15 protein-coding genes are annotated in these 14948 nt (G+C 68.8%); 4 read left to right on the forward strand and 11 right to left on the reverse strand.

Going from position 1 to position 14948, the window contains the following annotated elements; genetic code table 11:
* Window positions 1–147: 147 nt before the first annotated feature.
* The 4 genes from UA75_RS17335 to UA75_RS17350 all read right to left on the reverse strand — a co-directional run bounded on the left by UA75_RS17335 (window position 148) and on the right by UA75_RS17350 (window position 3411).
* Window positions 148–573 carry an SgcJ/EcaC family oxidoreductase gene (locus UA75_RS17335; RefSeq protein WP_232237295.1) on the reverse strand — a complete coding sequence of 142 codons (426 nt, stop codon included), beginning with the start codon at window positions 571–573 and terminating at the stop codon, window positions 148–150.
* 250 nt (window positions 574–823) lie between these two features.
* A complete protein-coding gene (locus tag UA75_RS17340) occupies window positions 824–1780 on the reverse strand; it encodes an alpha/beta hydrolase family protein (RefSeq protein ID WP_198042747.1) in 957 nt (318 codons plus the stop codon).
* Between the two features lie 7 nt (window positions 1781–1787).
* Window positions 1788–2513 carry a TetR/AcrR family transcriptional regulator gene (locus UA75_RS17345; protein WP_083683275.1) on the reverse strand — a complete coding sequence of 242 codons (726 nt, stop codon included), beginning with the start codon at window positions 2511–2513 and terminating at the stop codon, window positions 1788–1790.
* A gap of 292 nt (window positions 2514–2805) precedes the next feature.
* The gene (locus tag UA75_RS17350) at window positions 2806–3411 is read right to left on the reverse strand and encodes a TetR/AcrR family transcriptional regulator (protein ID WP_075741131.1); all 606 of its coding nucleotides are present in this window, start codon (window positions 3409–3411) and stop codon (window positions 2806–2808) included.
* 64 nt (window positions 3412–3475) lie between these two features.
* Here UA75_RS17350 and UA75_RS17355 point away from each other — a divergent pair, with 64 nt between their 5' ends.
* On the forward strand, window positions 3476–4384 hold the full coding sequence (locus tag UA75_RS17355) for an oxidoreductase (protein ID WP_075741132.1): 909 nt from the start codon (window positions 3476–3478) through the stop codon (window positions 4382–4384).
* Window positions 4381–5874, forward strand: a complete 1494-nt coding sequence (locus UA75_RS17360) for a carboxylesterase/lipase family protein (RefSeq protein WP_075741133.1) — start codon at window positions 4381–4383, stop codon at window positions 5872–5874. Before UA75_RS17355 ends, UA75_RS17360 begins: the two co-directional genes overlap by 4 nt.
* Before the next feature lie 347 nt (window positions 5875–6221).
* Here the strand turns inward: UA75_RS17360 and UA75_RS17365 are convergent, their stop codons facing one another.
* Window positions 6222–7037, reverse strand: coding sequence for an SDR family NAD(P)-dependent oxidoreductase (locus tag UA75_RS17365; protein WP_075741134.1), 816 nt, complete (start codon window positions 7035–7037; stop codon window positions 6222–6224).
* Window positions 7038–7118: 81 nt separating this feature from the next.
* On the opposite strand from UA75_RS17365, the gene UA75_RS17370 reads away from it, so the two are divergent.
* Window positions 7119–7562, forward strand: a complete 444-nt coding sequence (locus UA75_RS17370) for a MarR family winged helix-turn-helix transcriptional regulator (protein ID WP_075741135.1) — start codon at window positions 7119–7121, stop codon at window positions 7560–7562.
* 415 nt (window positions 7563–7977) lie between these two features.
* On the opposite strand, the gene UA75_RS17375 is transcribed toward UA75_RS17370, so the two are convergent.
* From UA75_RS17375 to UA75_RS17395, 6 genes are all read right to left on the reverse strand, one after another.
* Window positions 7978–9069, reverse strand: a complete 1092-nt coding sequence (locus tag UA75_RS17375) for a methyltransferase (RefSeq protein WP_083683276.1) — start codon at window positions 9067–9069, stop codon at window positions 7978–7980.
* The gene (locus UA75_RS17380; RefSeq protein ID WP_075741136.1) at window positions 9069–9824 is read right to left on the reverse strand and encodes a DUF6875 domain-containing protein; all 756 of its coding nucleotides are present in this window, start codon (window positions 9822–9824) and stop codon (window positions 9069–9071) included. The genes UA75_RS17375 and UA75_RS17380 overlap by 1 nt, the downstream gene beginning before the upstream one ends.
* A gap of 327 nt (window positions 9825–10151) precedes the next feature.
* Window positions 10152–11720, reverse strand: coding sequence for a tryptophan halogenase family protein (locus UA75_RS17385; protein ID WP_075741137.1), 1569 nt, complete (start codon window positions 11718–11720; stop codon window positions 10152–10154).
* A 223-nt stretch (window positions 11721–11943) separates the two neighbouring features.
* Window positions 11944–12081 carry a hypothetical protein gene (locus UA75_RS33025; protein WP_157434257.1) on the reverse strand — a complete coding sequence of 46 codons (138 nt, stop codon included), beginning with the start codon at window positions 12079–12081 and terminating at the stop codon, window positions 11944–11946.
* A gap of 642 nt (window positions 12082–12723) precedes the next feature.
* Window positions 12724–13521, reverse strand: a complete 798-nt coding sequence (locus tag UA75_RS17390) for an ABC transporter permease (protein WP_075741138.1) — start codon at window positions 13519–13521, stop codon at window positions 12724–12726.
* Window positions 13514–14176 (reverse strand): ATP-binding cassette domain-containing protein, encoded by a 663-nt coding sequence (locus UA75_RS17395; RefSeq protein WP_157434258.1) that lies wholly within the window; start codon window positions 14174–14176, stop codon window positions 13514–13516. The genes UA75_RS17390 and UA75_RS17395 overlap by 8 nt, the downstream gene beginning before the upstream one ends.
* A 65-nt stretch (window positions 14177–14241) precedes the next feature.
* Here UA75_RS17395 and UA75_RS17400 point away from each other — a divergent pair, with 65 nt between their 5' ends.
* Window positions 14242–14742, forward strand: coding sequence for a TetR/AcrR family transcriptional regulator (locus UA75_RS17400; protein WP_157434259.1), 501 nt, complete (start codon window positions 14242–14244; stop codon window positions 14740–14742).
* Window positions 14743–14948 lie beyond the last annotated feature (206 nt).

Genomic DNA, 14948 nt, shown 5'->3' on the forward strand with positions numbered 1-14948 from the left:
CCCGACCGACTCCGCTGCGTGGCCGACGCCCTGTTCGGCAGGCCCCGGCGGTGTGCCGGCGTCGTCGTCCCGGCGGGCTCGTGCCGTGCGGTCGGGTGTCGGTGCGCCGCAGGCGGGAATACCTCGGCGGCGTCCGAGCCGGACACCTCACCCGTTCAGCACCCCCGTGTTCCGGCAGGCCACCAGCCGCCACTCTCCGTCCTCGGTGGACATGACGAACAACGGAGTGCCTTCGCCCTCAGCCTCCGTCTGCCGCCCGTCATGACTCACGTACAGCTGGCGTACCTTGACGGCGGCCACGTCGGCCCGGATGAACAGCACGTGGACCACCTCGAGTGTCATCGTGAGGCCCGCCATCCCGCCAGGAAGCACCTCCCGAGCGAACACCGCGATCTCATCGCGACCGAGAAGCCGCCTCCCGCCGCCCGTCGTCCACACCGCATCGGCCCGGAACAGGCTGAGGAACTCCTCGACGAGTTCGTTCTGAACGGCGTGCTGGACGGCGGCGACCACCCGCCTGATCGCGTCCATCTCGGATTCACGGGTCGGTCTGTCGGTCTCCTTCGTATCCACGCGCATCAGCGTGCAACCCGAAGTCGACGTGAGGTCAAGGCGCGCTCGGTCGCCTCAGGCCTCCATCCGCGGCCGCCACGGTGAGCCGGGACCAGCGGGGACCCCCGATGCGGGATCATCGGCAGGGTGTGGAACAGGATCGCCCGCTGGATCGCGTCGGCGTGACGGTGGACGTGGAGCTGGACATCCTCGAACCTGGTTCGGGTGGATCAAGTCGGTTTTGATCCACCCGCACTTTGTGCAGTAGCTGTCAATTCATGTGGCGTGCCAGGAACTCAAGCTTGGGCTGCGGGTCGCGTTGGAAGTCGAGGTAGCCGTCCCAGCGGGCGGTCGTGCCCTCGATCCAGTGCAGCTCCTTCTCCTCGATGGGGATGTTGTCGTACATGCTCTGCACGTCACTCGGTTCCGTCATCAGATCGTCCTTCACCTGATACAGGTAGGTGGGCGTTCGGACGCACTTGGCCCAGGTCACCGGCGTCATCTCCTCGAAGGTGAAGCTGACCCGCAGTTGGATCTCTCGCTCAAGTTCGTCGATGCGGTCAGGGAAGCCGAGCATCTCGAGGCTCCGCCTCATGGTGACGCCGACCGACAGCGGCTGGGGGGCCAACACGCATCGGACGTCCACGAACTCGCCGGGGTGCTCTTGCATCGCGAACATCGTGGCGTTCATGCCCTGACAGCGGCTGAAGAGTCCGATGGTCATTCCGCTGGTTCGGGCGTCGGCTCGCGCGAACTTCAGCGAGCCGACGACGTCGCGGGCCTCGAAACGACCCCCGCTTCCGCCGCCCGAGTTGGCGCTGCCGCTCTGTCCCAGATTCCGAAAGTCGTAAGTCAGGACGTTGTAGCCGGCATCGTGAAGGATGCGGTAGTCGGGCACGTAGTCGACCTCGAAGTCATTGCCGGTCGCGGCGCCGATCGACTTCCACGGCTCGAGGTGGGCGGGTAAGCCATAGCGGCTGAACCACAGCGGGTGGTTGGCGATGATGAGCTTCTTGGACCCTTCGCGGGGGATCCACCAGGCCTCGAGCGGCGTGCCGTCGAGGGACGGGAACGTGATGTTCTCGTAGCCGAGGCCGTAGTCACCGGGATTCTTCAGGAGCGGTGACCGCACGAGCGTTCCGTATCCGGCGGCGAGGGCCTTGATGGTCTCCGTCACCACATCATGGGTGAGGGCGCGTTCGGATATATCGGTCATGTGTCTCTCCATTGCTCTGTCATATGGAGCTGTCCGCGAGGGACGCGAGCCATTCACGCAGCAGCGCGACCTCAGTCGGGCGCAAGCGCTCCAGGGGGCCACGCGGCAACGCGTCCAGAAGTTGTCGCGCCGGGCGCGTGACACCGTCTGCGAAGGTGTCGCCCGGGTTCAGAGGGTGAAACAGTGCGTGGGCGATGGTGTCGCGAACGTTCGTTGAGATTGGGTGCGTGCTGTCAGCCTGCGCGGCGATCAGCTGCAGCGTCACACCGACCGCGGCGGCGGACATCGTCTCCGTTGCCGCGTCGACGGAGACCATCAGTTGGCCCTTGGCCCCCCACTCAGCGACCGTGCGAGCGAGTTCGTCCCGCGCCACCAACGCAGCAGGAGCTGTCTGATCAGCCTGAGGGTTGCCGAACATCAGCCGGTAGTGGGCAGGATGCTCGCAGCCGAAGGACACGTGCACATCCCAACCGGTGCGGAAGTCTTCGAGCACATCGCCGCTCCACGCGATGGCACGCTTTCCGTCGAGATACGTGTTGAACCCCTCCAGCACCACCGCATCCAGCAGTGCGTGTTTGTCTTTGAAGTGGTGGTAGAGGGTCGGGGCCGTGACCTGCGCTCCCGAGCAGATCTCGCGCGTGGAGATCTGACCGTCGGCAGACGAGGCGAGAAGCTGCTCCGCAGCACGCATCAGCCTGGTACGGACATCGCCGTCGATCGCTCGTGCAGATCCGTTCTCGCCCACGGGTAGCAACGGTACACGATCTAGCGACTTTCAGGGTAGTGGCGATATACAGGGCCGCCCTGGCGTCACGCCGGGGAGCGGGTGGAAGGTGCCCTGTCCTGCACACCCCGCAGGTCGGCCGCGCGTCTCGCCGGGGTGGGGAGTCCTGATCGGACCATCACCGAGGTGCGACGGCCCCGTCGCGGACTCCACGGACGGCGCCTCCGCCATGCGGGCGTTCCCGCGCGGCCTGATACCCCTCACCGGCCACGGCACGGTGAATCCAGCGGTGAGTCGGATCGCCGCCGCCGTGCTAGGCGAGCGGGCGGGCGCCGCGCAGGAACTGTTCGGCTGCGGTGGCCACGAGCCCGTCCAGCAGTTCCGGCTTGACGATGTTGCCGTTGATGATCGAGGCGATGCCCTGCAGAGTCGCGAACAGGACGATCCCGATCCGCTCTGAGTTCCCCGTCTGCAGTGCGCCCTGCGCCTGCCCCTGGATGATCAGGTCGTTCATCAGCCCGAAGGGCGCCTCGGCCGCCTTGACGATCCGCGCCGCGTCCGGCCGGTGCTTGCCCGCATACATCAGTTCGACGAGCGCGGCGTTCTCGGTGGCGAAGCGGGTGTAGGCCGTCATCGTGGCGAGCACGCGCGAGGGGAAGTCGTCGTCCGCGCCGGTCAACGCGGCGCGCAGGGTCGTGTCCAGCCGGGCGAACCCGGCTTCGGCGAGTGCGTCGAGCAGTGCCTGGCGGTTCGGGAAGTGTCGGCGCGGTGCGGCGTGGCTGACGCCGATCTCCCTGGCCAGATCGCGCAGCGCCAGCCGGTCCGCCCCGTGTTCCCGCAGACCGCGCTCGGCCGCATCGAGCAGTGCGGTGCGGAGGTTGCCGTGGTGGTAGGGCCGCTCGTCGATGGCGTCTGACATGGAGCCGATCGTAGCAACCTAGTTGCCGTTGCCAACATTGTTGTCGTCGTCTACTTTGTAGACTATGACAACATTCTCGGCTTCAGGCATCCCCTCTCAGGCGGGACGCACCGTCGTCGTCACCGGCGGGAACAGCGGAATCGGCCGCGTCGCCGCCCGCGCACTCGCGGCCAGGGGCGCGCACGTCGTGCTCGCCGTGCGCGATCTCGCCAAGGGCCGTACGGCCGCCGCCGCGATGACCGGCCACGTCGAGGCCCGACGGCTCGACCTCGCCGACCTGGCCTCGGTCCGCGCGTTCGCCGAGGGTCTCGGCGGGCCCGTCGACATCCTGATCAACAACGCAGGCGTGATGATCCCGCCGCACTCCCGCACCGCCGACGGTTTCGAGCTGCAGTTCGGCACCAACCACCTGGGGCATTTCGCGTTGACGAACCTCCTCCTGCCTCAGATCAGACAACGGGTCGTCACCGTGTCCTCCAACGGCCACAAGGTGGGCTCGATCGACTTCGACGACCTCAACTGGGAACGCAGGCCGTACCGGGCGATGCGTGCCTACGCGCAGTCCAAGCTCGCCAATCTGTTGTTCACCTCGGAGCTCCAGCGACGACTCGCCGAGGTCGGCTCACCGGTGATCTCGACCGCCGCCCATCCGGGCATGGCGGCCACGAGCCTGCTGAAGTCCGACGGGCGGCCACGGGTGCGCCACCTCGCGGAGAAGGTGATTGCCGGTCTGTTAGCGCAGAGCGAGGACGACGGCGCCCTGCCGACGTTGTACGCGGCGGTGGCGGACGTCCCTGGCGACGGTTATGCGGGCCCGAGCGGCTTCCTGGAGGGGCGCGGAGCGCCGAAGCTGGTCGGCCGCTCGGCGCGAGCGCGGGACACGGAAGCGGGCCGCCGGCTGTGGGAGGCCTCTGAAGAGCTGACCGGAGTCGCCTTTCCTCGCCGGTCTCTCCAGGCCGGGGTGGACGCATGAGCCGAGTCCGGACCGACCACGGCGTCGTCGAAGGAGTCGAGAGCGGCGGGCTGCACCTCTTCCGGAACATCCCTTTCGCCGCGCCGCCGTTCGGCCGCCGTCGGTTCCGCCCGCCCGTGCCGCCCGAGCCGTGGGACGGGGTGCGCGACGGGACCCGGTCGGGACCGGCTGCTCCGCAGCCCGCAGGGCAGGGCCTGCTCGGCAGTGTGTACGCGCCGCAGCGCACCGGTGCGGACTGCCTCACCCTGGAGGTGTGCACGCCCGATCCGGGGACCACTGGTCTGCCGGTGATGGTGCACGTTCACGGTGGCGCCTATGTCTACGGCGCGGGTTCGGCGCCGGGCTTTCGCGGGCACACCTTCGCCCGGCACGGGATCGTGCACGTCGGTGTCAACTACCGGCTGGGTGTCGACGGCTTCCTCTACCTGGGTGCCGGTGCGGACAACCTCGGGTTACGCGACCAGACTGCCGCGCTGGAGTGGGTGCACCGCAACATCGCCGCCTTCGGCGGTGACCCAGGGCAGGTGACGATCTTCGGTCAGTCCGGCGGAGCGGTCAGCGTGTTCACTCACCTGGCGATGCCTGCCTCGCGCGGGCTGTTCACCCGCGCGATCGCGCAGAGCGGACACCCTGCGGCGACGGTGGGGCCGGACGAGGCGATGCGGATCACGCGGCACGTCGCGCGCCGCCTCGGCGTCGCAGCGACCGTCGAGGGGCTGCGCGACGTCCCGATCGCACGGACCGTGGCCGCCACGGAAGCGGCGTTGGCAGGCTTCGGCCGGAACATCATCGTGGGCGACCGGCGTTCCCTTCTTCTCAGTCCTTTTCGGGCGATCCACGACACCGAGACCCTGCCCACCCCTCCCGGCCGGATCGCAGGCACCGGCACCGCGTCCGACGTGCCGGTGCTGACCGGCACCGTGCGCAACGAGGCCGTCGACATCATCACCGCGATGGCGAGCAGTCCCTTCTCTGCCCCGCTGATCCGCCGAGGGCTCCGATCGGCGCTCGGCATCGATCGCACACTGCGCGACGCCTACCGGGACGGACCGCGTCGCATCACCGATCCCTCCGCGCTGATCGAGGCGGCCTGGACGGACTGGGCATTCCGCATGCCCACCCTCCGCTTCGCGGTGGCCCGAGCCGCACCCACCTGGATCTACGAGTTCCGCTGGCAGTCCGAAGCCCGCCCGCCCCTGCTCGGTGCGTCGCACGGCATCGACCTCTGTTTCGTGCGCGACGACGTCGATCTCGTGGCGACGGCAGGCAAGGCAGGGCGGGAACTGCTCGGGGCACGGCGACCGCACGGCCTGGCGACCGCCATGCACGACGCGTGGGTGCGGTTCGTCAGGTCCGGCGATCCCGGCTGGCCCCGCTACGAATCCCGGGAGCGGGCGACGATGGTGTTCGACACCTCCTCCCACGTCGTGGCGGACGCGGCAGGCGCAGAGCGTCGGGTGTGGGAGGGGCGTGCGCTGCACGGACTGTGAATCGCGTCCCGGCGACCGGCCCGATGGACGGGTGGCCGACACTGCGCCGGTCCACTCGTCGAGCGGGTCGAGCACGGCTGTTCCGAGGAAGGTCGACGTATCGCCCGGACCCCCGCTCGGCCAGGGCGGGCGAGCGAGAAGCCGATGCTTTCCGCGCGGGGAGAACGACCTCCGGCGCCACCAGCTGGTGACCACGCACCCGGCCCGTGCCGGTTCGGCGTGCGCACGGTGGCGTCTCCCCGTCGGAGACCTCCGTCGGCGAAGGCGGCCACCGTGGCGGACCATGCGGCGGCCCGCCTCGGCCCACGCCTACCTCACCGACGGGTCCGCTGCCGTGACGACGGCGATCAGGCGACGTCGACCACCTCGTGCAGGCGCAGTCTGCGGTTGAATCCGCCCGCGATCCGCGCGACGACGGTGCGCGGCAGCAGCCGCGCAAGCCAGGTCATGACCCGATTCACCTTCCGGCCCGGGTAGGACACCGCGCGTCGTCGGGTGTAGTCGTCCAGCGTCTGGGCCGCGAGCGGGGCGGGCGAGTCCGCCGCGCGGGGGTCGATCTCGGCCGAGGTTCCGTCGAAGAAACCGGTCGCGATCGCGCCGGGGTGCGCGGCCATGATGTGGACGCCGGTGCCCCGAAGCTCCTCGGCCAGCGCCTCGGTGAAGGAGAGCACGAAGGCCTTGGTCGCGGCATAGCCCGCCTGGTAGGGCATGGGCTGGAAGGCTGCGGTGGACGAGACGTTGATGATGCCTCCGGAGCCGCGGGCGACCAGCTCGGCCCCGATCGCGTGGGTCAGCGTGAGCAGGCCGCTGATGTTGAGCCCGACGGAGCGCAGCTGCGGCTCGAGCGGGCGGGTGAGGAACGGGCCCACGCTGCCCGCGCCCGCGTTGTTGAGCAGCAGGTCGACCGTCAGACCGCGATCGCGCAGCTCCTGGAGGATGCGCTCCGGGCCGTCCGGAACGGCGAGGTCGCCGACGATCACCTCGGCCTCCGGGCCGCCGTGCCGTTCCCGGATCTGTGCGGCGACCTCCCGCAGGTCCGCATCCGAACGGGCCAGCAGGATCACCCGCGCTCCCCGGCGTGCCAGCTCCAGCGCGTACTCCCGCCCCAGTCCCTTGGACGCACCCGTGACGAGCGCAGTGACACCACGGTAGTCATCTCTCATCAGATCTCCATTGCTTCGAGTCTCGAAGCATTGAGCCTAACAGGGTCCTTTCGAGTCTCGAAACATCGATATGATGGCGGCATGACCACGCCCGAGCTCTCCGCGGTGGTCGCCGCGACCCACGACATCTGGATGCGGACCAACGATCTGATCGCGCACGCGCTGGCCGGGCACCGGCTGACACCGGCGACGTTCCAGGCGCTGTGGGCCATCGACCCGGCCGAGCCGCCACCCTCGATGAAGGTGATGGCCGCACGCCTGTACTGCAACGCACCGAACCTCACCTTCATCACCGACCAACTCGTGGACCGAGGCCTGGTGGAACGCGCGGTGGACCCGGCCAACCGCCGCTCCCGCCTCCTGGTGCTGACCGCCAAGGGCCGCCGGGTTCGCGACGAACTGGTCCAGACGGCCATGGAGAAGACGCCGTTCGCGGGGCTGACCCACGAGGAGCTGGGGCAGCTCGCGACCCTGCTGTACCGGGTCGTCGACGGGTCTGACGGGGTGCTGTCTCGCCAATCATGAGCGGGGAGCGCCGGGGCCGGGTCACTCCGACGCCACACCCCGCTGACCAGTCAGGACCGGCATGACAAGACAGTCTGGACGAGAACGGCCGGATCGACGTCGAGGCGGGACTCGAACGTCGTGCGTTGCGGTTGCCGGTCTGGTCGCCGGCATACTGCCGGGAAGCACCCCGTGCACCGCGCCGCACCGACGCGCATCTCGCCGCAGCGTCGCAGTCGTCACGACGAGCAGGCCGCCGAGCACGATGACGAGGGGAGACGTGACGGCGTTCCTCGGCTTCGGCGGGCAGCCCGACGTCGGGGCGGGCGGTTTCCGCGCGCGCCGCGTCGCTACCGCCGCCTCGGCGCGGCGGGACACGGCGGCCCGGTGTCTGGCGCCGCCATCGTCGCCACCAACACGGCGCCGCCTGATCATCTCACTCGGAGGGTCCCGGAGCGGCCTCGATCACTGCGGCGCCGCCGGTCAGCCGCACGGCGGGGCTCGGGACGAACCCGGCGGAGGTCAGCAGGACGGCGAACTCCTCGAGGGTGCGTTCACGTCCGTCCAGGACCGACAGCATGTACAGGTCCATCAGCCCGGTCAGTCGCGCCGCCGGGTCCGAGGACAGGACCGGGTCCGAGACCCGCTCGATGATCATCAGTGTGGCGGTGGGCGCCATGGCACGGCGGCACACCGTCAGGAGTTCGAGACATCGCGCATCCGGCCAGTCGTGCAGGATGTCGCGTAACAGGTACAGATCACCGCCTGCCGGCACTGCGGTGAAGAAGTCCCCCGCCGAGACCGCACACCGATCGCCCAGCCCGGCGGCGGCAAGCCGCTCCCGCGCCTGCGCTGCCGCTCCGGGCAGGTCGAGGAGCACTCCCCTGCCCGCCGGATGGTCGGTCAGCACTCGCCGCAACAGCGCGCCGTCTCCGCCGCCGACGTCCACGATCGTCGGGAATCTCGTGAAGTCGACCCGGCTCAGCCGATCGAGGGTGAGATCGAGATCGGCGGCCTGGGAGGCGTAGAACAACGAACTCAGTTCCGGGTCTCCGGCGAGCAGGCCGAAGACGTCGACGCCGTGAACCCGTTCGAAGGACGGGGTCCCCGTACGCACGGTGTCCAGGAGCCGGTCCCAGCCCGGTCCGAACTCGGCCGCGAGCATCGCCGTGGGCCAGGCGGACCCTGGCACGTCGCTGCGGAGCGTCTCCCCGAGCGAGGTGAGGGCGAACGCGCCGTCGGCGCCGACGGTCACGGTGTCGAAGTTGGCCAGCACGCGGAGCAGCCTGGCGAGCGGACCGGGGAGTGCCCCGCACCGCCGGGCCAGCTGCTCCGCTGTCTGCGGGCCCTCGTGGAGCAGGTCGGGAAGACGCAGCGCGGCTGCCGTGCACAGCGCGGCGGACAGCAGGCGACCGAAGATCATGGCGCGCATCTCGGCGGCGGACGCGAGGTGTTCGGCCTGCGAGACGGCGACGGCGGTCTCGGCCGCCGCTCCGTTCCGCTCGTGGCCCTGCGGATCACCGACCATCACTGCGTCGTCTCGGAACTCGGCCGCAGGCCCGCGAGCGCGACGGCCTCATCCGGTTCGGGAACCCGTTCCTCGCCGGTTCCCCTGGAAGGACCCATCGCCGGATCTCCCCGCCGCACGGCCTCGGCGGCGAGGCTCGCCTCCTCGTCGAGTCGGCCCGCCCAGTAGTCGTTGAGCCGGTCGGCGAAGACCTCCCTGAAGTATCCGAGATAGGTGAGACGGCGGGCGGAGTCGCGTTCATGGGTGACGAAGAACATCAGGTCCGCCGGGACCATCGGGCGCATCCCCAGCATCGGCAGCGGGCTGGCGAAGGGGCGGAAGTCCGAATGGTGGAGCCCTGGCGTGTCATGGTTTGGCCAGAAGTCTCCTGCCATGTAGCCCCTGGTGACGAACTCGGCGCGCAGCCTTCCGTGCACTCGGTCGACCATGGCCTTCAGTTCCGGTTCCGGCAGACCGTGGGGCACCACGACGGAGACGAGATAGATCCGGTCCGATCCCAATTCGGTGGATCGGGCCAGCATCCCGTCGCGCAGGGTTCGGGCTCGGTCGGCGAGCGCGTCGTCGCCCTGCGCGGCCGCGAAACCCTCGACGTGGACGTAGTCACGTGCCAATGCACGAACCATGTAGGGGCAGACCACCCCGGACCTGCCCAGTTCCGGATGGGGCTTCGGCGGGTACTCGCCGACCCATCGGCGGGCCAACGCCACCCGAGCCTCGGGGTCCGTCGGGAGCGTCGTACCGGTCTCCGTCGTCATGACCTTCGCCCTCCTCGATTCGGTTGTCGTCTCCGTGCCATCGTTTCCGTGTCGTGGTCTCGTACGGCGACGTTCGCCACCCGAAGAAGGTCAGGCGCTGGGACGGCGCGTCGGAGCAGCAGGGTCGAAGGGCTCCAGACCGCCGCAGCACAGCGCGAAGCAGGCCATGACCGGTCGCCCGTGGCCATGGCCGTCATCACCCCGACTCCGGTCGGGAAGCCCGCCAGGACGGTGCCGAAGCCGTCGGCCGCGCCCGCGCGGGGAGCGGGGACTCGGAGCGGCTGCGGGCCCCGCGGGCCTGCTCCGGCGCCGGAGCCCGTTCCTCCGTCAACCAGGTCCGTTCGACGCCGGGTGGAGCCGGGCGAAGTACTCGTGCTGCGAGGGCAGCGTCCGCACCAGTTCGTCGGCCTGATCGCGCACTATCTGGAACTCCTTGTGCGCCGAGGCGTCGGAGAGCAGCGCGAGCGCCGGTGACGACCGCAGGGGCACACCCCCGAGTCCGAGCAGCATGCAGGCATAGGAATAGGGCTCGAACCCGTGATAGTGGGGAAACACCGTCTCAGTGTCGGGCAGCCGGGTCTGCCACGCCTCCATGCGTTCGGCGAGGGCGTCAGGAACGGGGCGGGTCTTGGCGTCACGCCAATACTGGTTGTCGGTCCGCGCCGCGCCCCGATAGTGCAGAACCAGGAACTCGCGGACACCGTCCATGCAGTTCGCGATCGACCGGTTGTAGGCGTCGCGTAGGGCCGGATTCCAGTCGTCGCCGGGAAAGTGCTTCACGAGCTGCTCGATGCCGTGCTGGATGAAGAAGATCCCCGTGGACTCCAGGGGCTCGACGAAGCCGCTGGACAGCCCGACCGCGACGCAGTTGCGCACCCAGGAGTCCCGGCTGCGGCCGATGCGCATCCTGATGTGGTTGGCCTCCAGATCGTCGGCGGCCGGTCCGACGAAGGCCCGCAGGTCCCGCTCCGCCTCCTCCGGCGTGATGTACTCGCTCGCATAGACGTAGCCGGTGCCGATCCGTCCGAAGAGCGGGATGGTCCAGATCCAGCCCGCGTCGCGCGCGCTGGCCGTGGTGCAGGGACGAATGCCCTTGGCCGCCATGTCGACCGGCACTCGCAGCGCGACCGCGCGGTCGTTGGGCAGCGTGTCCTGATAGGACTGGAACGGCTCCTCCAGCGCCTTGTTCAGCAGCAGACCGCGGAATCCGGTGCAGTCGACGAACAGGTCGCCGCGCAGTTCGCCGTGTTCCCGAGTGAGGACGTGGTCGATCCAACCGCGTTCGTCGAGGGAGACGTCGAGGACGTCGTCCACGACGTGCCGCACGCCCCGCCGGACGGCGTAGCCGCTCAGATAGTCGGCGAGCAGGCTCGCGTCGAAGTGGTAGGCGTAGGGGAACTGGGTGTCCTGTTCGGACAGGGTGGTGCGGTGGACGCGTTCCGGTCCGCTCTCGACGAAGTCCTGTTCGAACAGCCGACCGTCATGGTGACGTGGTGACCGCTTCGCGTCGCAGAGGGCGGCGATGAGGAAGCAGTCTCGGTCGAAACGGTCCGTGACGCCCTGCTGGAGCCACCAGTCGGTGATCGGGAAGCCGTCGACCATGCGCTGCCGCTCGAACGGGTGGTAGAAGTGATGCCCCTTGTGTCGCCAGTCCTCGAACCTGATGGCGAGCTTGTAGGTCGCCTGGCAGGCAGGCATCCATTCTCGCTCGTCCAGCCCGAGGTAGTCGAAGAAGTGCCGGACGGTGCTGAAGGTGGCCTCGCCGACGCCGATCGTCCCGACCCGCGCCGATTCGACGAGAGTCACCTCGATGCGATCGGCGAACGCGGCCTTCAGATAGGACGCGGTCATCCATCCGGCGGTGCCGCCACCCACGATCACTACGCTTCTCGGCATGTCGACCTCCTAGAGAACGCTCTGGTCCATGTCATTGGGACGGCACGACCACCCGGTCGGGTCGCGGTGAGCAGGTATCGCCAGGTCGAGGCCTCCAGTCCCGCCTCGACGAACGCCTTCTCGTAGACCTCCCGCCCCACGATCCGGGGTGTCCATGACGGCGTGGACGAGTTCGCAGGCAAGGCCCGGTGCGCCGTCCGGTTCTGGCGGACGACGTCGGCGATCAGGACGTGCCCAGCATCGGTGAAACCCGACGCCACAGCCGCAGGGCGCCGGGCGGGACCGCAGCATCGAAGCCGATGGCCTCGGTGCCCCACCGCCATCGGCTTCGCGGAATCTCGAAGTAGTCCGCGTTATTCATCGCCCGAGAGGACCACGCCGGAGAGCACTCGAAGAAGAAGGGAGGATTCAGTCTTCATTCTGCGATCCGCCTTACTGCCAGCGACGCTACGACGAGGTTCCACGGTAGACACGACACGCAATCGCGTAACGCACGGGAGACGATTGCGGTCGAACAATCACCAGAATTCAAACACAGCAGGTTGAATATGTAACTAAGTCGACATCAAGGCTGCCCGAGGGACCCGAGACCGGTTCACGAAAGGGCACGATCGTGGCTACTGCCATCGGCCGCCGAGGACCCGCCAGCCTTCGTCGCCGTAGGGCCGCGCGTGCGACGGGAGAACATCGAGGGGCCGAGATCACCGGACGCCTCGACGACCCGCGCGTGATCTGCCGACGATGGTCGAGCAGGTTCGCGACTCGAGGAAGTGATCCGAACTCCCTGCTCCCGTTGATTCCAGCGGCTGCGTGATCATGCGACGACGACGGTCTTCCTCGATCGTTGGTCAAGAGTACGCACGCTCGACCAACGATCGGGTTGTCCGGCCGTCAGGCGCTCTCCTGTCAGGACCGTGCCGTCCCTGAATCGGCTAGGCGGTCCCGGTCGCGTGGTCAGTGCAGAGAAGAGCCCACCGAGGAATGGCGGTGACGCGGCTGCTGGTCAAGCGCGTCGCACCACAGCTCGTAGACTGATCGCGAGACCGAGGACGCACCAGGTCAGCAGTACGACGAGGTCTCGGCCGCTTGCGGTGTAGCTGTCCGCCAGCAGCCCGGCACGAAGCAGATCCGCGGCGGGCCGGAACGGAAGCCAGTCATGAACGGTCTGGAACCACTGCGGAAGCTGGGCGGCCTGGAAGGTCACCGGTGAGAACAGCATGACGAAGAACACCAGGATCTGCGTGGCGATCTGAGTCAGCATGGGCGGCAGTACGACGGCGATCGCGTAGCCCACCGAGGCGGCGGTGAGCATGGTCAGCGCCGATGCGGCAGCCAGCAGCGGCCAGTCGAACGCATAGCCGAAGCCATATCGCAGCTGGGCGACTACCACTGCGACGGCGACGCTGGGCACGGCGACCAAGAGCCATACGGTCAGATCGGCCAGCAGCAGCAACGGCCTGGGCACCGGTTGGGCGCGCAGGTAGGTGAAGGTGCCGCTCGTGCGTGCCTGCGCCACGCCCATCGGGACGATGACCAGCCCGACGACCATCAGGAGCACGGTGGGTGCTCCGGTGGAGAGGAACTGGGCCGAGGCCGAGTCGATGTCGGGGATGAGAAACCCGAAACCGATGATGACCCCGGCGGCGAGGAGAGCCTGGACGGCGATGACGAACGGCAGCATCGGGCCGCTCTGGGCGAGCGTCCAGCGCAGCAGGGTGCCGAATGTCGTCCACAACCCGATGCGAGCAGGCACGGCGACGACAGCAGGCGGCGAGGAGACGGTCGTCCTGGGTTCAGCCATCGTTGGTGTCCTTCGTGCTGGTCGTGTCGGTGACGCCGCCGGTGGCGGCGAGGTAGACGTCTTCGAGGGTGGCCGGGGCCAGTGCATAGCCTTCGATGCGCTCGGCTGTGCGCAGGTTCGCAGCCCAGGCGACGGCCGCCTCGGCCTCTGCCGCGCGAATGGTCAGCAGCACGCGTCGGCCTGCCCGGACGCGCCGAGCGATCGAGAGAGGAATCTCCGAGCCGGACTCGGACGGATCATCGTCGTTCGGGTTGAGCGAGAGTTCGAGTCGCAGATCGTGGTCGTCTTCCCCTCGGAGCCGGCTCGGCGACCCCGAGGCGACCACCTTGCCTCGGTCCAGCACCACCAGTTCGTCCACGACACGTTCCGCCTCGGCGACGTTGTGGGTCACGAGTAAGACGCCTGCACCCTCGTCGCCGAGCCTGCGCACCATCTTCCACAGGAGTCGGCGACGGGCCGCATCGACGTCGTTGGTCGGCTCGTCGAGGATGACGAGCGGCACCCGCGCGACTGCGGCCATGGCGAACGCGGTGAGCCTGCGCACGCCACCAGAGAGTCCGCCGCCGTCCGGAAGCGCGCGTCGGTTGAACCATTCGCCGATGTCCAGCTCCTCAGCCACGGCGCGCGCCGCAGTGGTGGCCTGGGCGCGGGACATCCCGCGAAGCCGAGCAGCGATCTCGATCGAGGTCCGAGGCGTCAACCCGTCCAGCGGCGCCCGTGATGGACTACAACCTGGCGGCACTGCGCGGCGAGGACTGGAACCCGCCCGCGACAACGGGCCTGAGACGCACCGACACCCTGGGATCGCAGGCCACAGCCGAGGAGGATGCGACGCGGATGGTGCACGGGTTCGGACTCGCCACCTTGGAGTTCATCGCGACTGCGGCCCGAGACGACAAGCTGATCACGGCTCTGCGTCAACGCGTTCACCTGATGATCGACGGCTATCAGCGCGTCGCCGCAGCCGCCCGCCCGGACGACGAGAACATCGCGGTCGAGGACATCGCTCGTCTGATGGCGGCACTCGATCAGGGGGTGTACGTGCTGACGCTCATCGGCATCGACTCCATGGACGGCACGCTGATGCGCACCGGTCTACGACGACTCCTGGACCCGGGGCAGGCCGCAGGGGAATCACGAGAAGGGCACGATGACCGCACCTCGGCACTGCCGGACGTCGAGCGCGTGCAGCGGCTTCTCCGGAATCCACCCGCCTTCTGAGCCGTCGGTGCACCCGGGTTCCTCGTCGAGAGCGCGACCGGCTCGCAGCCTGCCGAAGCAGGCAACGCCCCTCGGGGCGGGCAGGGTCTCTCCCGCCGCGTCCAGCGTCCGGACACGGCGAAGGCGGCCGCAGCTGTCGCGGCGGGCCCGGTCAGTCCGCAGTCGAGACGAATGCCGCCGGGCAGACGGACCTGTCCCCGCCGTCC

The sequence above is a fragment of the Actinoalloteichus sp. GBA129-24 genome (assembly GCF_001941645.1).
Taxonomy (GTDB): domain Bacteria; phylum Actinomycetota; class Actinomycetes; order Mycobacteriales; family Pseudonocardiaceae; genus Actinoalloteichus_A; species Actinoalloteichus_A fjordicus.